Origin of the sequence: Ensifer sp. R-19, assembly GCF_049905105.1 — a bacterium.
Classification (GTDB): Bacteria; Pseudomonadota; Alphaproteobacteria; order Rhizobiales; family Rhizobiaceae; genus Ensifer.
In genome coordinates this window covers 2,037,236-2,055,778 of record NZ_CP184570.1, presented here as the reverse complement: position 1 = coordinate 2,055,778, position 18,543 = coordinate 2,037,236, and the positions used below count along the sequence as shown (strand labels likewise).

Annotated in this window: 18 protein-coding genes and 1 pseudogene; 13 read left to right on the top strand and 6 right to left on the bottom strand. The window is 63.7% G+C overall.

Annotated elements, in window-relative coordinates:
- The first annotated feature begins 42 nt into the window (after positions 1-42).
- The 6 genes from ACN9MO_RS28740 to ACN9MO_RS28715 all read left to right on the top strand — a co-directional run bounded on the left by ACN9MO_RS28740 (position 43) and on the right by ACN9MO_RS28715 (position 6,922).
- Entirely contained in the window at positions 43-933 is an 891-nt protein-coding gene (locus ACN9MO_RS28740) for a substrate-binding domain-containing protein (protein WP_057251820.1), read from the top strand.
- A gap of 132 nt (positions 934-1,065) precedes the next feature.
- Positions 1,066-2,577: a sugar ABC transporter ATP-binding protein gene (locus ACN9MO_RS28735; RefSeq protein WP_057251821.1), complete on the top strand. Its 1,512-nt coding sequence runs from the start codon at positions 1,066-1,068 to the stop codon at positions 2,575-2,577.
- The gene (locus tag ACN9MO_RS28730; protein ID WP_057251822.1) at positions 2,574-3,536 is read left to right on the top strand and encodes an ABC transporter permease; all 963 of its coding nucleotides are present in this window, start codon (positions 2,574-2,576) and stop codon (positions 3,534-3,536) included. Before ACN9MO_RS28735 ends, ACN9MO_RS28730 begins: the two co-directional genes overlap by 4 nt.
- A gap of 22 nt (positions 3,537-3,558) precedes the next feature.
- On the top strand, positions 3,559-4,500 hold the full coding sequence (locus ACN9MO_RS28725; RefSeq protein ID WP_057251823.1) for a tagatose kinase: 942 nt from the start codon (positions 3,559-3,561) through the stop codon (positions 4,498-4,500).
- 3 nt (positions 4,501-4,503) lie between these two features.
- The gene (locus ACN9MO_RS28720; RefSeq protein WP_057251824.1) at positions 4,504-5,784 is read left to right on the top strand and encodes a D-tagatose-bisphosphate aldolase, class II, non-catalytic subunit; all 1,281 of its coding nucleotides are present in this window, start codon (positions 4,504-4,506) and stop codon (positions 5,782-5,784) included.
- A 121-nt stretch (positions 5,785-5,905) separates the two neighbouring features.
- Positions 5,906-6,922, top strand: coding sequence for a LacI family DNA-binding transcriptional regulator (locus ACN9MO_RS28715; RefSeq protein ID WP_057252102.1), 1,017 nt, complete (start codon positions 5,906-5,908; stop codon positions 6,920-6,922).
- A gap of 85 nt (positions 6,923-7,007) precedes the next feature.
- Here ACN9MO_RS28715 and ACN9MO_RS28710 read toward each other — a convergent pair whose 3' ends face one another.
- Complete coding sequence (locus ACN9MO_RS28710; protein ID WP_057251825.1) at positions 7,008-7,625, bottom strand: isochorismatase family protein; 618 nt, start codon at positions 7,623-7,625, stop codon at positions 7,008-7,010.
- A 122-nt stretch (positions 7,626-7,747) separates the two neighbouring features.
- On the opposite strand from ACN9MO_RS28710, the gene ACN9MO_RS28705 reads away from it, so the two are divergent.
- Both ACN9MO_RS28705 and ACN9MO_RS28700 read left to right on the top strand, forming a co-directional pair.
- The gene (locus ACN9MO_RS28705; protein WP_112996311.1) at positions 7,748-8,719 is read left to right on the top strand and encodes a helix-turn-helix domain-containing protein; all 972 of its coding nucleotides are present in this window, start codon (positions 7,748-7,750) and stop codon (positions 8,717-8,719) included.
- Positions 8,720-8,747: 28 nt separating this feature from the next.
- Positions 8,748-9,053 carry a hypothetical protein gene (locus ACN9MO_RS28700; protein WP_156414672.1) on the top strand — a complete coding sequence of 102 codons (306 nt, stop codon included), beginning with the start codon at positions 8,748-8,750 and terminating at the stop codon, positions 9,051-9,053.
- Between the two features lie 61 nt (positions 9,054-9,114).
- Here ACN9MO_RS28700 and ACN9MO_RS28695 read toward each other — a convergent pair.
- From ACN9MO_RS28695 to ACN9MO_RS28675, 5 genes and pseudogenes are all read right to left on the bottom strand, one after another.
- Positions 9,115-10,355: pseudogene (locus ACN9MO_RS28695) on the bottom strand (MFS transporter).
- Positions 10,355-12,760: a TonB-dependent siderophore receptor gene (locus tag ACN9MO_RS28690; RefSeq protein ID WP_082615909.1), complete on the bottom strand. Its 2,406-nt coding sequence runs from the start codon at positions 12,758-12,760 to the stop codon at positions 10,355-10,357. Before ACN9MO_RS28690 ends, ACN9MO_RS28695 begins: the two are co-directional and overlap by 1 nt.
- Positions 12,761-12,925: 165 nt before the next feature.
- Positions 12,926-13,876, bottom strand: coding sequence for a FecR family protein (locus tag ACN9MO_RS28685; protein ID WP_057251828.1), 951 nt, complete (start codon positions 13,874-13,876; stop codon positions 12,926-12,928).
- Positions 13,877-13,977: 101 nt separating this feature from the next.
- Positions 13,978-14,484, bottom strand: coding sequence for a sigma-70 family RNA polymerase sigma factor (locus tag ACN9MO_RS28680; protein WP_113132487.1), 507 nt, complete (start codon positions 14,482-14,484; stop codon positions 13,978-13,980).
- 241 nt (positions 14,485-14,725) lie between these two features.
- The gene (locus tag ACN9MO_RS28675; RefSeq protein WP_113132488.1) at positions 14,726-15,643 is read right to left on the bottom strand and encodes a LysR substrate-binding domain-containing protein; all 918 of its coding nucleotides are present in this window, start codon (positions 15,641-15,643) and stop codon (positions 14,726-14,728) included.
- A gap of 91 nt (positions 15,644-15,734) precedes the next feature.
- Between ACN9MO_RS28675 and ACN9MO_RS28670 the strand changes: the two genes are divergently transcribed.
- The 5 genes from ACN9MO_RS28670 to ACN9MO_RS28650 are packed head-to-tail and all read left to right on the top strand — an operon-like array spanning position 15,735 to position 18,541.
- Positions 15,735-16,127 carry a glyoxalase gene (locus ACN9MO_RS28670; protein ID WP_113132489.1) on the top strand — a complete coding sequence of 131 codons (393 nt, stop codon included), beginning with the start codon at positions 15,735-15,737 and terminating at the stop codon, positions 16,125-16,127.
- Positions 16,128-16,129: 2 nt separating this feature from the next.
- Positions 16,130-16,807: an SDR family oxidoreductase gene (locus ACN9MO_RS28665; RefSeq protein WP_425987213.1), complete on the top strand. Its 678-nt coding sequence runs from the start codon at positions 16,130-16,132 to the stop codon at positions 16,805-16,807.
- A gap of 41 nt (positions 16,808-16,848) precedes the next feature.
- Positions 16,849-17,154: a hypothetical protein gene (locus tag ACN9MO_RS28660; RefSeq protein WP_057251832.1), complete on the top strand. Its 306-nt coding sequence runs from the start codon at positions 16,849-16,851 to the stop codon at positions 17,152-17,154.
- Positions 17,151-17,528 (top strand): cupin domain-containing protein, encoded by a 378-nt coding sequence (locus ACN9MO_RS28655; protein ID WP_113132490.1) that lies wholly within the window; start codon positions 17,151-17,153, stop codon positions 17,526-17,528. The genes ACN9MO_RS28660 and ACN9MO_RS28655 overlap by 4 nt, the downstream gene beginning before the upstream one ends.
- Positions 17,525-18,541, top strand: a complete 1,017-nt coding sequence (locus tag ACN9MO_RS28650; protein WP_113132491.1) for a zinc-binding alcohol dehydrogenase family protein — start codon at positions 17,525-17,527, stop codon at positions 18,539-18,541. Before ACN9MO_RS28655 ends, ACN9MO_RS28650 begins: the two co-directional genes overlap by 4 nt.
- Positions 18,542-18,543: the final 2 nt, after the last annotated feature.

The following is an 18,543-nucleotide window of genomic DNA, read 5'->3' as shown; positions in this document are numbered from 1 at the left end:
TGCACAACACCGAAGGCCCGCGCCGTTTCCAGGGAGGAAACCATGAACATGTCCCGCATTCTGAAATCGCTCGTCGCCGGCACGGCGCTCTCGCTCCTTGCCTCCACGGCCTTTGCCGACGGCATCGGCGCATCGCTGCTCACCCAGCAGCATCCGTTCTACATCGAGCTCGCCGACGCGATGAAAGCCGAGGCGCAAGCCAAGAACGTCAAGCTCGAGGTCTCGATCGCCAACCAGGATCTCAACAAGCAGCTCGCCGATGTCGAGGATTTCATCGTCAAGGGCGTCGACGTCATCGTCATCTCGCCGGTCGATAGCCAGGGCGTGCGCGCTGCGATCGAGAAGGCCGAGAAGGCCGGCATCAAGGTGATCACCGTCGACGTTCCGGCCAATGGCGCGACGGTCACTTCGCATATCGGCACCGACAACTTCACCGGTGGTGTGAAGGCTGGCGAGCTGATGGCCAAGGTCCTCGACAACAAGGGCAAGGTCGCCGTCATCGACTATCCGACCGTCCAGTCGGTGGTGAACCGCGTCAACGGCTTCAAGGAAGCGATCGCCAAGCATCCGGACATGGAGATCGTCGCCATCCAGACCGGCATTACCCGCGCCGAAGCGCTGGCTGCGGCCCAGAACATGCTGCAGGCCAATCCCGATATCACCGGCATCTTCGGCTTTGGCGACGATGCAGCCCTCGCAGCCGCCGTCGCGGTCAAGGCCGCGGGTCTTGAATCCCAGGTCAAGGTCATCGGCTTTGACGGCATGAAGGAAGCGCGCGACGCCGTCGACACCAACCCGGTCATGGTCGGCGTCATCCAGCAGTTCCCGGACCAGATGGGCAAGCAGGCAGTCGACACCGCCGTCAAGGTCGCCGCCGGCGAGACCGTTCCGGCCGAACAGCCGATCGTGCCCGGCGTCTATACCGCGAAATAAGTCCTCCCAGGACAGCCGTCGCCTCCGGGCGGCGGCAACCTCAGGAGTGAGCGCTCCGGCATATGGCCGGAGGCGCCTCGGCTCGCCCTTTGCGCGCGCGGATGGGACGCGCGGCGTCGTATGGAGGCCACCATGCATGGTTCGACCACGGACACCATCCTCGAGATCAGTGACGTCACCAAATCCTTCGGTCAGGTCGCGGCGCTGAAAAGCATGCGTCTCAAGGTCAGGCGCGGCCGGGTGCACACGCTGCTCGGCGAAAACGGCGCCGGCAAATCGACACTGATGAAGATTCTGGCCGGCGTGCACGAGGCAACTTCGGGTGTCATCACGCTTGATGGGCGCCCCTACCGGCCGGCTGATCCGCAGGACGCCGCAGCCCTCGGGCTTGCCATCGTCTTCCAGGAACTCAGCCTCTGCAGCAACCTGACGGTGGCCGAAAATATTCTTGCCACCCGCGAGCCGCGCCGCTTCGGCTTCATCAACGACAAGGCGCTCGTCGCCAAGGCCCGCGCGATCGTCGCCGATCTCGGTCTGCCGATCGACGTCAGCGAGAAGATCGGCAATCTCTCGATCGCCCAGCGCCAACTCGTGGAAATCGCCAAGGGGCTGAGCCACGAGGCCAAGGTCGTCATTCTCGACGAGCCGACCTCGTCGCTGAGCGACAGCGAAGCCGAGATCCTGTTCGAGATCATTACCCGGCTGAAGCAACGTGGCGTCGCCGTCATCTACATTTCCCACCGCATGGAAGAGATCATGCGGCTCAGCGACGACATCACCGTCATCCGCGACGGCGAATATGTCTCGACCCATGATCGCGACGACGTCACCATCGAGGCGCTGATCGCGCTGATGGTCGGCCGTCGCATGGATGAGATCTATCCGCCACGGACCCACGAGCAGTCGGCGAAGACAGCTCCGGTTCTTTCGATCGACAGCCTTACCCGTGATGGCGAGTTCGACGACATCTCCTTCGACGTCCGCCCCGGCGAAATCCTCGGCTTTTTCGGCCTCGTCGGTTCCGGCCGCTCCGAAGTGATGAACGCACTGTTCGGCATGAAGGCGGCGACCGGCACGGTTCGCTTCGAGGGGCAGCCGGTTCGTTTCCGCTCGCCGGCAGAGGCGATTTCGCGCGGCATCGGCTTCGTCACCGAAAACCGTAAGGAAGAAGGCCTCGTTCTCAGCCACAGCGTCGGCTGGAACATCTCGATGGCAGCCCTTGCCGATTTCACCGGACCGCTCGGCTTCACCCGGAGCCGCGCCGAGCGCGAAGCCGCGGCCGTGGAAGTCGGCCGGCTCGCCATCAAGACCCATTCACTCGACACGCCCTCAGGTTCGCTCAGCGGCGGCAACCAGCAGAAGATCGTGCTCGCCAAGTGGCTGCTGACGCGGCCCAAGGTGCTGATCCTCGACGAGCCCACCCGTGGCGTCGACGTCGGCGCCAAGTTTGAAATCTACAAGATCATCCGCCAGCTGGCGGCCGAGGGCACGGCGATCCTGCTGATCTCCTCCGAGCTGCCGGAAGTTCTGGGAATGAGCGACCGCGTCGTCGTCATGCACGAGGGCGGCATCGGCGCGACCCTTTCCGGCGCCGACCTCAGCCCGGAAACAATCATGGCGCACGCAACGGGATTCCAATCATGACACAGCAATCCGAGACCCAGGCCGCCTTCATGCGGGCGTTGAAACAATATGGCGGCATCCTGCTGTCGCTGGTGATGCTCTGCGTCATCTTCTCCTTCCTCAACCCGCGCTTCATGTCAGTCGTCAACTTCATGAACATCCTGCAGCAGGTGGCGGTGGTGGCGATCGCTGCCTTCGGCATGACCTGGGTGATCCTGCTCGGCGAGATCGACCTTTCGGTCGGCTCGATCATCGCAGTTGCCGGCATGGTTGGGGCGCAATGTTTCGCCTTCGGTCTCGGCTTCGCGCCGGCGATCGTCATCACGCTTCTGGCCGGCGCCCTGATGGGCATGCTGAACGGCGTGCTGACGGCGAAATTGCTGTTGCCTTCCTTCATCGTCACGGTCGCGACGATGGGCATCTACCGCGGCATGGTCAGCCTGCCGACCAACGGCGCGCCGGCGATGATCGAGAATGCGACCTGGACCGCCATCGGCACGGAGAGCTTCCTCGGCCTGCCCATCATCATCTGGGTGGTCGCCGTTCTGTTCGTGGTCAACCACATCCTTCTGAGCAAGACGAGCTTCGGCCGCCGCGCTTATCTGACGGGCGGTAACCGCGAGGCGGCGGTCTATTCCGGCATCAAGGTCGACCGGCTGAAGATCACGATCTTCATGATCTCCGGCGTCATGGCGGCAATCAGCGGCGTGCTCTTGTCCTCCCGGCTGTTCTCCGCCCAGACCAATGCCGGCATGAGCTATGAGCTCGACGCCATCGCTGCGGCCGTGCTCGGCGGCACCTCGCTTGCCGGCGGCGTCGGCACCATGGTCGGCACGCTGATCGGCGCGCTCATCATCGGCGTCATGAACAACGGCATGAACATGCTGTCGGTCCCCTACTTCTACCAGCTCATCGTCAAGGGCCTGGTGATCCTGATCGCGGTTTGGCTCGACGTCCGCGCCAAGCAGGCCAAGCGCTGATCCTCAGAAGAGAAACATACCCATGCACAAGATACTGACGATCGGCGAAATCCTCGTGGAGATCATCGCCACCGAAAAGGGCGACGGCTTCCGGCAGGCCACGCCGCTCATCGGCCCCTACCCCTCCGGCGCACCGGCGATCTTCATCGACCAGGTCGGCAAACTCGGCCAGGCAGCCGCGATCATCTCGCGCGTCGGCGACGACGATTTCGGCCACGTCAATCTCGACCGCCTGAAGGCTGATGGCGTCGACATCTCCGGCATCGCGGTTGATCCGCTCGGCACCACCGGCAGCGCCTTCGTGCGCTATCGCCCCGACGGCAGCCGCGCCTTCGTCTTCAATATCCGCCACAGCGCCTGCGGCGCGATCCGTCTCGATGACGCCGCGCGGGCATTGGTGCGCGGTTGCAGCCATCTGCATGTGATGGGCTCGTCGCTCTACGCACCAAGCGTGGTGGAGAGCATTATCGCAGCGATCGAGATGATCAAGGCGGCCGGCGGCACGGTGTCCTTCGATCCGAACCTCAGGCCGGAAATCCTCGATAGCCCCGGCATGCGCGAGGCGCTGCGCGCGGTGCTTGCCAGGACAGACGTCTTCCTGCCGAGCGGGCAGGAGCTCTTCCTGTTCACCAAGGCGAAGACCGAGGCCGAGGCGGTTTCGGAACTGCTTGCCGCCGGCATCAAGGTGATCGTCGTCAAGCGCGGCGCTGAAGGCGCGAGCTATTTCGATCGGGAAATCACGCTCTCGCATCCCGGCTTTCCGGCCGAGGAGGTCGATCCGACCGGCGCCGGAGACTGCTTCGGCGCGACCTTCGTCACCTTCTGGCTGAACGGAGCGGCACCCGCAGAAGCGCTGGAATTCGCCAACGCCTCGGGCGCACGCGCCGTCATGATCTCCGGCCCGATGGAAGGCGCCTCGACGCGCGCCGATCTCGAAACCTTCATCTACGCGCGAAAGGGCTGACCCATGCAACCGAACCTGCTGATCGACATCGCCCGCTGGAACGAACGCCCCGGCCCGCGCGGCATTCCCTCCGTCTGCTCCGCCCACCCGCTGGTGATCGAGGCCGCGATGCTGCGTGCGCTACAGGAAGACGCCGCCCTGCTGATTGAGGCGACCTGCAACCAGGTCAATCAGGACGGCGGCTATACCGGCATGACGCCCGCCGATTTCACCCGTTTCGTCGCCGGCATCGCCGACCGCGTCTCCTTCCCGAAGGAGAGGATCATCCTCGGCGGCGACCACCTTGGCCCAAACCCGTGGAAACATCTGCCAGCGGAAGGCGCCATGGCCAAGGCCGTGACGATGATCGAGGCCTATGCGCGGGCCGGCTTCACCAAGCTGCATCTCGATACAAGCATGGGCTGCGCCGGCGAACCGGTGGCGCTTCCAGATGCCGTGACGGCGGAACGCGCTGCGCGGCTTGCCGCCGCCGCCGAGGCCGCCATTTCCGGCCAAGAGGGGGTCGCTCCCGTCTATATCATCGGCACAGAAGTCCCGGTTCCGGGCGGCGCACTCGAAGAGCTGGATACGCTGGAGGTCACGGCGCCCGAGGCGGCAATCGAGACGGTTGGCGTCCATCGCCAGGCCTTCGAAGCGGCGGGCGCCGCTAACGCTTTCAAGCGTGTGGTCGGCGCCGTCGTCCAGCCGGGCGTCGAGTTCGGCAACGAGAACGTCATCGCCTATGACAGGCAGAAGGCGGCAAAGCTTAGCGCCAGCCTGAGGCAGCTGGATGGCATCGTCTTCGAGGCGCATTCCACCGACTATCAGACGCCGGAGGCATTGCGCGATCTCGTCTCCGATGGCTTTGCCATCCTCAAGGTCGGCCCCGGCCTTACCTTCGCGCTGCGCGAGGCGCTCTACGGCCTCGACCAGATCGCTACCTTCCTCTTCCCCGAGGCACGCAAGCAGACACTGGCATCGGTCACCGAGATGGTCATGCGCGAGGAACCGGCGAACTGGGGCAAGTATTACCACGGCTCGCCGGAAGCCCAACGGCTGCAGCGGCATTTCTCCTACAGCGACCGCATCCGCTATTACTGGCCGCACCCGAAGGTTGCTGCAGCGGTGGAAGAACTTCTGTCGCTGCTTGAAGGCGTCAACATCCCGGAAACTCTGATCAGCCAGTATCTTCCGGGCAGTTACGAGCGCGTGCGTGACGGCGAAGTTGCCGCCAAGGCAAAATCACTGGCACTTGCCGCGGTCGACCGGGTTCTCGAGGATTATTTTTTGGCCTGCCGAGCTTAGCGGCAGGTCATGCATTCGGTAAATATTTCCGAGCCGGTACTGCCTATCCCCTCAAAATGAACCTATAAACGAAATCAAAACAATATGGGGTACAGCAACGGTGGACAGACAGATCAAGACGATGGAGGATTTTTCGGAGTTCGTCGGTTTGTCGCGCCCCACGGTCTCCAAATACTTCAATGATCCGGGCTCTGTTCGGAAGAAGACCCGCGATGCTATCGAGGCGGCGATCAAGCAGTCGGGCTTTCGCCCGAACATCTTCGCCGTCAACCTCAACCGCCGCCGCACCAACATCCTCGGCGTCATCGTCCCGAACTCGACCGACCCCTTCTACATGGCGCTGACGCGCCGGATCGAGCACATCGCCAACCAGGCGGGTTTCCTCGCCTTCGTGCTCTCCTCCGATGGGCGGCCGGAGATGGAAGAGCGGGCGATCGAGACCTTCAAGTCGATGAACGTCGCCGGTGCGATCATCGCACCGCTCGGTGTGCAGTCGCATCACAAGACCCTGACGGCGCTCGGCGAAAGCATTCCCCTGATCTACGTGGACTCGCCGCTCGACGACAGCTCCTCCTTCGTCGGCACCGACAACCGCCAGAGCTTCCGCCTGATGGTCGATTATCTCTGCCGCTCGGGAAGCCCCCCCTGCTATTTCGGCATGCCGCCGGTCAACAACAACGCGATCGCCCGGCGCGACGCCTATCTGGAAGCGATGCAGCAGTTGAAGATGGAGCCGGCGCTGGTCGAGACCACGCCGAACGCCTCCTGGGATTTTGAAAAATTCGGCTTCGACGAAACGCTGCGCATCCTCGGCGCCGGCGGCTTCCCGACGCAGACGGTGCTCTGCGCCAACGACCGCGTCGCCTTCGGCGTCATCGCCGCCGCCTTTCAGTCGGGCCTCAAGGTCGGACGCGAGGCGGACGCCGATATCCGTGTCGCCGGCCACGACGATCATCCGCTGTCGCGCTACACCTGCCCGCCGCTGACGACGGTGGCGCAGAACTACAACGAGATCGGCCGACTGGCGATCGAACTCTTGTTGTTCAAGCTCGGGGAAAGCTCCGACGACGGCGGTGCCTTCCCCGAGGATGAGCGCATTCTGCTCAGCGCCGAGATCATGCTGCGCGGTTCGGCCTAGGCAGATCCAGAGGATACGAGGGGGCGTCCGCCTGGAATTGCTCCGCCTTCGACAATCCGGGCCGAACCGGTAGCCTATGCGCAGATCAGGACCGACGCGCGAGTGACAGGATCTGATCGGTCGTCAGGATGTCGCCGAAGGTATCGTCGATCGTCGCCAGCGACGCGCGATGCAGCACGGCATGTGGAACGACGTCGCCGTCGTTAGTGTCGAGGTCGCGCGTGGCACAGGCATCCGCTGCAACGATCACGTTGAAGCCGAGCGGCACGGCATCCCGCGCGGCGCCGGCAACGCAGGCATGGGTCATCAGCCCGGTGATGATGAGCGTATCGATCCCGGTTTTCTTCAGCTGCTCGCCGAGGTCGGTGCTGGCAAACACACTCACCGACGACTTTCGGACCACGGAATGGTTGGCTGCCGGCCGGATGTCGCGGTGAAAGTCAGAGGTCGCACTGTCTTCGGCAAACACCGGGCTGCCGGCCGGCGTCACGTGCTTGACGTGGTAGACCTTCATGCCCTCGGTGTCGGCGCGTTCGATCAGCCTCTTGGCATTGGCGAGCGCCTTTTCCCCATCCGGGATCGGCATGCGGCCCGTAAAGTATTCGTTCTGGAAATCGATCACCAACAGGGCTGTCTTGCGGGGATCGAGGCTAGCAGGAGCAGCCGCACCGGCGATGGTTCGGATGGTCGGGTGTTGTGTCATGGAGGTTCCTTTCGCAATCTGACGCCGCGAAAGTCGCGAAAACGCCCATGTTGCGAAAGTGGCCTGAACGACAATATGTGATAGGTTCCGGCCAACTTCAGGCCCACCGGGTTTATACCGCAATGCACACCGTCGCCATCGTCGCCTTCGAGGGCATCAGCCCGTTTCATCTGTCCGTTCCCTGCATCGTCTTCGGCGACGACCTGCTGAAGCTCGGCGTGCCGCGCTACCGACTGCTGATCGCCGGTGAAAAGACCGGATCTGTCCGCACCATGTCCGGCTTCAGCATCGAGGTGGAAGATGACCTCTCCAGTCTTGCGGAGGCGGACACGATCATCGTCCCGGCCTGGGATGACCCGAACACCCGTCCATCGGAAAACCTGCTGAACGCGCTACGCACTGCCCACATCAGGGGCGCCCGGCTTGTCGGCCTCTGTCTCGGCACCTTCGTGCTGGCAGAGGCAGGCCTGCTCAACGGGCGAGCAGCCTCGACGCACTGGGCCTGGGCCGATGAATTCGAGCGGACCTATCCTCGGGTCGCCCTGAACCGCAACGCGCTCTACATCGACGAGGGCGATATCCTGACCTCGGCCGGCACCGCCGCCGCGATCGACTGCTGCCTGCACATCGTGCGCAACGACCACGGCGCCGAGATCGCCAACCGCATCGCCCGCAGGCTGGTCGTTGCACCGCATCGCCACGGAGACCAGGCGCAGTATATCGAGGCGCCCCTGCCCGCTCCGGGCAGCGGCGATCCGCTCAGCGCAACGATCGCCTGGGCGATCGAGCATCTCGATGAGCCGCTTTCGCTGGAACGGCTGGCGGATCATGCCGGCATGAGCCTGCGCAGCTTCACCCGACACTTCCGCAAGAAGACGGGAACGACCTTCACGCAATGGCTTCTTCAGCAGCGGCTCGCCGTCGCCCAACGCCTGCTTGAGACCGGCTCCTGTTCCGTCGATCACGTGGCGGAGATGGCCGGCTTCGGCTCGACCGTCTCGCTCCGACAGCACTTTACCCGCGCCTTCTCGATCTCGCCGGCGAGCTATCGCCGGCAGTTCCGAAACCGGCCGGCACTTGATATCGTCGCTTAGATCCGCGCTCATCCAGGTGACCAACGACATGGCCCACGATCCACGACTACACTACGACCGCAAAGATCTTGAATTGGTTCAGGAAACCACCCCTGAAGGTTTTCGGGAGTGGGTTATTCAGAAGGTTGGTGGGCTCAAGAGTCTTCCACGAGATCTTGTTTACCGCCTCCCCGACCCGCGTGTGGAGCTCGCGCCCTTGCTGGATGCGATGATCGCGGGGGATTCCTTATGGCTGTGCCGCACCAAGAAAGTGGCGCCCCTCTACGGCAACGAGGGCATCGCCCTGGTTCGCGACGGCCGACCAATTATCTACTTGCGAGCGTATGACTATTAAGCAGTCGGTTGAAGGCGCGGATATCGCTGGGAGCGGCAATGGCTCCCATACGCAAGACTGATTAAACAGGCATTCTTCGCGTCACCGAGTGCGCTCGTAGAAGAAAAGCCAGCAGAGGCACTGCGACGGTTGAAACGCCGGCGGCGCAAAGGAAAAAGGCCGCATAGCCGAAGCGCTCGGAATCCAGCCGGCTCCGAGACCGCCGGCCATGCCAACGAGGCTGTCCACGCATTGGAAAAGCGTGAAATCGACCCCCGCCTGGCGCGGATCGGCCCAGCCCATGAACTGGGCATAGAGCGCCACGAAGCCGATCGCCATGACGCCGGAAGAACTGGCGACCGCAAGGGTCATCACGAGCGGCCGCGAGACATCGCCTGACGCCCCGACATAGGCGAAGGCGACAAGCATCGTGACCTGCAAGAGCAGGGCGCCGATCAGTACCGTGGCAGCGCCGCACAGCCGCACGAGCAAGCCGCCGAACAACGCCCCGCCGAAACCGACGATCATGCTGCCAACACCGTTCAGCACTCCGACCGAAGCAAGATCGAAGCCGTAATCGATGAGGAAAGGCCCGAGCATGGCGAGGCCCCATTTCTGCGCCGAGACATAGATCGCTGCGAGTAGCAGCCCCTTGCGCACCTCCGGTCGCCGCAGTGCGGCCTTGAGCGACGGCACATGGCTGCGCGTTGCGCTTGTCGGACGCGAACCCGGGCCAAACAGGAAGGGAAGGCCGAGCAAAAGCACGACGAGCGCCATCACCCAAACGGCAGGCGCCCAGCCGAACCAATCGACCAGAACCAGAAACAGCCCGGCGCCGATCGCTGAGCCGACATAGGAGCCGCCGACCTGGGCGGCATTGCCCCAGCCATGGTGTTCTTCGGCCAACGTCTCGACGGCAAAGCCGTCGCAGGCGATGTCGACGGTCGAGGTGAAGAGCGCAATGAACACCAGGCAGGCGAGCACCGGAGCGAGCCGCTCCGGCCCGAGCAAGCCCAGCACCGCGAGCATCGTGGCAGAGAGTGCGCCGCCGGCAATCACGATGACAGCCGAGCGGTTGCGGCCAATCGCCGGCAGGCGGTAGCGTTCCACCTGCGGCGACCAGAGGAACTTCAGTGCCCAGGGCAGCACGGTCAGATAGACGAGGCCGATCTGGTCGAGCGGCAAACCTTGGGTTCTGAGCACCGCCGGCAGACCGAGCATCGTCAGCCCACCGATCACGCTCTGCGCCACATAAAGCCCGCCGACCGCGAAGAAGATCACGGCGGGCGACGGCCTTGTTGACGGCTTGGCATCGATCGCCATCAGAAGCGATAGCGGACGCTGGCGACGACCTTGCGGCCTTCGTCGAAGTAGCAGAAGCCCGTGGTGCAGAGCTGCTCGACCTCGTTGAAGAGGTTGGTCGCGTTGAGCTGCAGCCGCACGCCCTCAAAGTTCGGATTGGCGGCGCCGAGATCGTAGCGGACCGAAGCGTCGACGAAGGTGCGCGCCTGGTTCTTCAGGATCGGCGTGTGGACGTTGTCGCCGAAGCTCGATCCGACATAGCGCACGCCGGCACCGACGCCGAGCCCCTCGAGCACGCCGGATTGCACCTCGTAATCCGCCCAGAGCGAGAACATGTGGTAGGGCGAGGAGTTGAGCTGGTTGCCGAGCGTTTCCGATGTCAGCTTTGTGATCTCGACATCGTTGTAGGAATAGGAGGCGATGAAGTTCCAGCCATTGTCGAGCGAAGCGGTGCCTTCCAGTTCGAAGCCACGCGACTTGAGGTCGAGCTGGCGCAGGAGGTTCAGGCCCGAGGACGTTTCGTAGACGGTGGCGTTTTCCTGGTCGATGTTGAAGACTGCGGCGGTGATCGTCGCGTTCTGGCCGGGGATCTCGTATTTGACGCCCGCTTCCCATTGCTTGCCGAGCGTCGGCATGGCCGGCGTATCGGTGCCGCCGAGATTGATGATCACGCCGGGATTGGAAACGAAGGCGGTGCCGTAGCTGACATAGGGCATCATGCCGTTTGGCAGGACATAGCCAAGCGCGGCGCGCGCCGTCGTTTCGCTGTCGTTCCGGTCAAAGGGTGAGCCGTCGACCGAATACTTGTTGTCTACCCAATCGTGACGAACGCCCGCCGTCAGGCGCCAGGCGTCATATTCGATCTGGTCCTGGAGATAGATGCCGATGCCGCTTTGCGATTGCTTCTGGGTGGAGGTCAGCTTCGGCACATAGGTGAAATCGTCGGTGAAGAGGTCCGGCCCGCTGCCCTGCTGCGAGGTATATTTCATGTAGCTGTAGTCGATACCGGCAATGAGCTGGTGTGCTGCGGCGCCGGTGTCGAAGTCGAACTTCAGGTAGGTGTCGCTGGCAACGCCGGTATTGTCCTCGACGGTGAGGCCCGGATACTTGGCGAACACCCATTCCTGCTGCGTCGAGATGTCGGAGTAGCGCAGCTTGTGAAAGAGCGTGACGTTGTCTGAGAGCTCATGTTCGAGCTCATAACCGATACGCGCCTGCTTCTGGGTGAAATCGTTGAAGCGGGCGTCGCCACCATAGGTCGGGATCGCGCCGATCGACTTGCCGTCCGGCCCGTAGCGGTTGAGATAGCCCCAGGTGCCACCGGTCGTCGAATCCATGTATTCGCCGAGCAGCGTGAACTTGGTGCCCTCGTCCGGCTGCCAGGTGAAGGCGGGCGCGATGAACAGACGATCGTCCTTGACCGCCTCGATTTCGGTGCGCCCGTCACGCGCAAGGCCGGTCATGCGATAGAGCATCGTGCCTTCGTCATCGAGCGGCCCGGAAACATCGAAGGCGCCCTGCACCCGACCGTAGGAGCCGTACTGGACTTCGACTTCGCGCAGCGGATCGCTGGTCGGCCGCTTCGAAACGATGTCGACGATGCCGCCGGAGCTGCTGGCGCCGTAGATGGAGGCCGCCGGGCCGCGCAGGATGGCGATCGCCTCGACGCCATAGGGCTCCAGCCGGAAGAGGCCGTTCGGGCTCGCAATCTGGCGCAGGCCGTCGCGGAAGATGCCGGTCAGCGTCAGGTCGATGCCGCGGACCTTGAAGGCGTCGAAGCGCGGTTCGGCGCCGTACTGGCCAACGCGGGCGCCGGGCGTATAGTTCAACGCCTCCTGCAGGTTCTGAGGCTTCAGGTCCTGCAACTGCTTCTGGCTGATCACCGACATCGACTGCGGCGTCTGCATGACCGGCGTATCGGTCTTGGTGGCGACGCGCGCCGATTTCGCGACATAACCGTCGGTCTCGACAATACCCTCAGCACCGGTCCGCTCACCGGTCGCGGTGATTTTTTCGAGTTGTGTCGCGCCATCCTTGACGACGGCGCCGGTGGTGATCGTTGCATCCGACGGATCGAAGATCTGCACGGTCTTCTCACCGACGAAGCGATAGCGAAGGCCGGTTCCTTCCAGAAGCGATGCAACGGCCGCTTCCGTCGCCAGCGTGCCGCTGACGCCGCTGGTGGTCTTTCCGCTCGTCAGCGTGCTCGGATAAAGAAGGCGCAGGTCGGCCTGCTGGCCAAGTTTCAGGATGCCCGCTTCGAGGGATCCCGCGGGAACGGCGAACGCCTTCGGCGCAATGACCGCGGCCAGTGCCGTTGTCGCCTGTGCCTGGACTGCCGTCGCGCAGGCGATGAAAGAAACGCCGGCAAGCGCCAGGCGTGTGAAAGAATGGCGTCGTGATCCGCGACCCTGCATAATTCTCATCCGAGATCCCCTACTCAACTCCTGGGCAGGCTGCCTCGATCCATGTGCAGCGCCGCCACTTCTGAATAAGAGTTCGGGGAACGCGATCTCCTGACGTCACCGGACGATTTTTTTGAGCGATGAATATGGCCAGGCCTGGAGCGGCCTTGCCTGCTTGGGTTTTTCCTAGCGCGACTGAACGACGACCATCAGGCCCGAAATCCGCATGACACGCAGCGGCAAACTGGCTTCCAGAACCTGCAGGGCAGCGTCGGTGTCGTGCAGATCGAAGATACCGGAGACTTCGAGACCGCCCGCCGCCTCGTCGAGCAGCAGGATTCGGCCGTGACGGTAGCGCTCGAGGGTCGCCAGGACGTCGCGCAGCGGGCGGCGCGAAAAGACGAGCTTGCCGTCGCGCCACGCCGTCCCGGCCGCGACATCCGTCTTCGACAGGGACAGGCGTCCCTGTTTGTCGATCGTTGCCACCTCGCCCGCACCCAGGATCGCTTTCTGGCCGGCCGCCGCGACCTCAACGCGGCCCTCCTCCACCTGGACGCCGGCGGCTCGTTCTGCACCGGCCGTGCCTACGGAGTACCGGGTCCCCAATGCCATCGCGCTCAGCGCCCCATCTTCGACCACAAACGGCCGAAGCGGGTTCCTCGCAACGGCAAAGAATGCTTCGCCGCGCAGGAGCCGCACCTTTCTGCGGCCCTGCTCGTAGCGAACCACGAGGGCCGTGTCGGTGTTCATGTCGACTTCGGTCCCGTCCTCCAGGGTGATCCGCCTGATTTCACCGACGCCGGTGTAAAAGTCGGCACGCCAGCGGTCGCCGTAGGGCGTCGCGAGCGAGAGCATGGCAAGACCCGCTGCAAGACAGAGCCCGACGAAACCGCCGACCCGACGGCGGCGTTGGGCGCGCAATTCACCGAGGCGCTCGCTTGGGATCGGCACGTCTCCGAGATCGCTCCAGAGCGCCCGCAATTCTTCATAGGCCATCCGGTGATCGGGATGTGCGGAAACCCAGAGCTCGAACGCCGCACGGTCGGCGGCCGTCGCGTCGTCGGACTGCAACTTCGCAACCCACGTCGCCGCCGCTTCCAGAGTGCTGTCATCGATGGTCTGGCGATTGCCGTTCATGCACGTCTTCCGGTCGAACTGAAAATGCCGTCAGGCGAACCCTCCAAGGGAATCGCTTCAATCATCTTAGAGTTGAAAGAACGGTTTGACCTGACGTCGGTTCAGAAAATAATCTCGGCGCGCATCTTCCGGCATTCGAGCAGCGCTCGGATGATATGCTTTTCGACCATATTTCTCGAGATGCCGAGCTCATCGGCGATCGCGCTGTTGCTGAGGCCGTGCAGGCGGCTGAGGAGGAAGACCTGCTGGCAGCGGTTCGGAAGGCCCTGGATGGTGCGCGCCATGATCAGCAGGCACTGGCGGGCGTTGACGATGCGGTCCTGGATCGGCCTGTCTTCCGCATGCTCCATGCCCTCTTCGTCGGCAACGAACATCGCTTGCTCGCGCGCAGCGCGTTCGGACGCGACCCGCGCCACCGAGCGGGCAACCTGGAACAGGTAGGCCTGCGGGTTCTCGATCAGCGTCGAGCGCGATGCCTCCAGCATGCGCATGAAGGTCTCCTGCGTGGCGTCGACGGCGTCCTCGCGGTTTCTGAGGCGGCGGCTGAAGAAGCGGCGGATCCTGCCCTCTTCCCGCTCGTGAAGCCCCCGCACCATCGCATCGGTCATCAATCTGCCTCTCCAGCGTGCGGCTGTCGCACCATCATCCTGAACGTACGGCCCGGGTCGCTGCCGCTTATCTTGAATACGTTACTCATGTTTCATAAGTGAAGCGGAGGTGTGCTGCAATGCACTGACGTGCGGCATGACGAGCCGAAACTGCGTCAGGACCGGCCGCGCCGTCTATTGGAAAAGGACTGTTGCGCGAAGGCCACGGCGTCTGGTATGGGCGCGACCCTGATTGGCGGCTTCAGGTTCGTCCCTTGCTCGGCAAAACACTCTCGATGGAACTCAGCTCCGAGGCGATGCGGTCTATCAGCAGTCGCACCCGGCGCGGCTGGACGGTGAGCGGCGGATAGACGATCTGCAATCCCGTCCCACCTATAGAGAAATCCTTCAGGAGTTCGACAAGGGCACCGGACGCCAGGTCCTCGGCAATGTCCCAAACGGATTTGAGCGCGATGCCGTGCCCCGCGCGACACCATTCCCCAACCACCCCGCCGTCATTGGCGACGCGCCTGCCGCGCACCATGACCTTGTGCGGCTTGCCATCGACCTGAAAAGCCCACTCCCTGTCGAGATTGGCGCCGAAGCGCATGATGATGCAGTCGTGACGGGAAAGATCGTCCGGATGCTCCGGCCGGCCCCTGGCATCCAGATAGGCGGGTGCGGCGCAGACGACCCGGCGGTTTTCGCCGAGGGAGCGCGACCGGAGCGTACTGTCGGCGAGAAGGCCGTGGCGGATGGCAAAGTCCATGCCCTGACCGACGAGGTCGACGTAGCCGTCGGTGAGATTGAAATCCACCGTCACGTCAGGGTGCTCGGCAAGAAAGCGGTCGAGGATCGGCACGATGTAGCGCCGTCCCATATCTTCGGGGGCGCTGAGGCGGATCGGCCCCGAGATCGTTCGGGTACCCGATCGGATGCCTGTCTCAAGTTCGTCGGCCTCCGCCAGCAGCCGGCGGGCGCCATCGACCAGCAGACGGCCCTCCTCCGTCAGGCTGATTGCGCGCGTCGTGCGTTTCAGAAGGGCAGCACCGTAGTGGGCTTCAAGCGCCGCCAACCGCTCGGAAACAGAGGCCGGCGACAGGCCCTTTTCGCGACCTGCGGCGGAAAGCCCGCCCTTTTCGACGATCAAAAGGAACAGAGCCAGATTGTCGAGCAACATCTTTCGCCTCTTCCGAAATATACTTTTGGAAATAAGCCAATTATCCGGATGCGCCGCAAGAGCTAAATTCCTTCCCGAAAGGAGACGCGGCATGCATCTCGACCACGTAACCATCCGCACAGGCGACATCGCGGGCACGCGCGCGTTCTTCGAGACGGTCTTCGACCTGACCGTCGGCGAGCGCCCGGCGGCGATCCGGCGCATCCTGGGCTACTGGCTCTACGCCGACGGCAAACCGATCGTGCACATCATCGGCAGCCAAGGCAGCGGTTTCGACCGGGCCGCCGAGGCTATCGATCACGTCGGCTTCCGGCTCGACAACTACGCAGCCTTCCGGGCCAGGCTCGACCGGCTCGCCATTCCCTACTCGACCATGGACCTTGGCGACATCGGCGAGCGCCGGCTGTTTCTGCGCACGCCCGGCGGTCCGTTGCTTGAAGCCGTCTTTTCCGAACCCGTTCCCCCACATTCCCCTGGAGCATGAGAATGACCATGACATTCAATGACAATACCGTTTCCGTCGTCATCGGCGGCACGAGCGGCATCGGCGCCGCCGTTGCCAAGGCGCTGACCCAGCGTCCCGGCCGGGTCGAGATCGCCAGCCGCGCCACCGGCCTCGATATCGCCGACGCCGCTTCCGTTGCCGCCTACTTCCGCAAGTTCGGGCCGATCGACCATCTGGTCGTCACGGCCGGTTCTTCGGCCCCCGGCGGCAAGGTTGCCGATATCGACCTGGATGCCGCCAAGGCCGCCTTCGACGTCAAGTTCTGGGGCTCGATCGTGCTCGCCCGCGAAGCGGCCAGGTATATACGTCCAGGCGGCACGATCACCTTCACCTCAGGTTTTCTCGCCCGCCGGACTGTTCCCGGCACCTTCGTCAAGACCGCGATGAATGCTGCTCTCGAAGCCGTGGCGAAGATCCTGGCCAGGGAACTGGCGCCGCTGCGCGTCAATGTCGTCAGCCCCGGACTGACGCAGACCGAGGCCTATGCCGGCATGACCGGCGACGCCCGCGACGCCATGTTCGATCGCGCCGCAGCGACCTTGCCCGCCGGCCGCTTCGGGCAGCCGCAGGACATCGCCCACGGCTACCTCTTTGCTATCGACAATCCATTCGTCACCGGATCCGTCATCGACATCGAAGGCGGCGCGCTCATCAACTGACGCAAACCGTTCCGACATTTCGCCCGCAAGAGGACCGTCCCATGCCGACAACGCTCTTTTCTCCTGTCTCCCTCGGCTCGTTGACCCTGCCGAACCGGATCGCGCTTGCGCCGATGACGCGGGCGCGCAGCAGCCAGCCGGGCAACGTCCCGAATACACTGATGGCCGAATACTATGCGCAGCGCGCCTCGGCCTCGACGCAGGGTCAGGGCTCCTTCATCGCCAATCCGGACCTGCCGCGCCGGCTGAAGGAAGGCTTGCCGCTTGCGACCTTCGACGGAACCAAGCTTTTCGGCGGCAGTGCCGACGGATATTGTACCTATCCGGCCCTGGAGGACGCCGCATGAGCGCGCCATTGACGGAACACGAGCGCGCGGAAGCCCTGGTCAACGATCACATTGGCACCGAGCTGGTGCTAGAGGAAGAGAGCCTGCGCGTCTGGCATCTGCGGCTGAAGCCCGGTGAAACGCTTCGCCCCCATCGCCACGACCGGCCCTATTTCTGGACGGCGCTGACCGACGGTACGGCACGCTCGCGCTCGGGCGGCGGAAAGGTCACGGACGTGGTCTACCGCGCCGGCGACACGCGCCACTTCAGCGACCTGACGCCGGAGACCGCCTTCGTGCACGATCTGACCAATACCGGCGACGCCGAACTCGTCTTCGTCACCGCCGAATTCACAGCCCAAGACCATTCGTCCATGACAAGGAGCAAGCCATGAAAGCCGTCGCCCTCACCCGTTATCTCCCGGTTTCCGACCCGCAGTGCTTCCTCGATGTCGACCTGCCGAAGCCGGAACCCAAGGGGTATGACATTCTGGTGGCCGTCCATGCGGTCGCCGTCAATCCGGTGGATGTGAAGATGCGCGCGCCGAAGGACAAGATCGAGGAAACGCCGCGCGTACTCGGCTGGGATGCCAGCGGCGTAGTCGAAGCGGTCGGCCCGGATGTGACCCTGTTTAAGCCCGGCGACCATGTCTACTACGCCGGCGACCTGACGCGGCCCGGCACGAACCAGCAGTATCAGCTTGTCGACGAGCGCATCGTCGGGCGCAAACCGAAGTCGCTAAGCTTCGCCGAGGCAGCCGCCCTGCCGCTGACGACGATCACCGCCTATGAAGCCTTCTTCGACCGGCTCGGGATCGACCGGGACGGTGCGGATCGCGGCCAGTCGATCCTGATTGTCGGCGGCGCCGGCGGCGTCGGCTCGATCGGCATCCAGCTTGCCAAGCGCGCCGGGCTGACCGTGATCGCCACGGCCTCGCGGCCGGAGACTATCGCCTGGGTGAAGGAACTCGGCGCCGACCACGTCGTCAGCCACCGCGAGCCGCTGGTTGCCCAGGTCAGGGCGCTCGGCTTCTCCCATGTCGACCACATCGCCATCTTCAACGATATGCGCCATTGGGACGACGCGGTCGAGCTGATCCGGCCTCAAGGGGGCATCGTTTCGATCGACAACACCGACGTGCCAATGCCGATGGCGGGCATGAAGACCAAGGCGGCGAGCCTGCATTGGGAATTCATGTTTGCCCGCCCGATGCATCAGACGCCTGACATGATCGAGCAGCACCGGCTGCTGTCCTTCGTCGCCGACGAGATCGATGCCGGACGGCTGAAAACGACGCTTGCCGAGGTGCTGTCGCCGTTCAATGCCGCAAACCTGCGCGAAGCCCACCGCCGCATCGAGACCGGTGCTGCCAAGGGCAAGATCGTCATCGAAGGTTTTGAAGGCTAGCG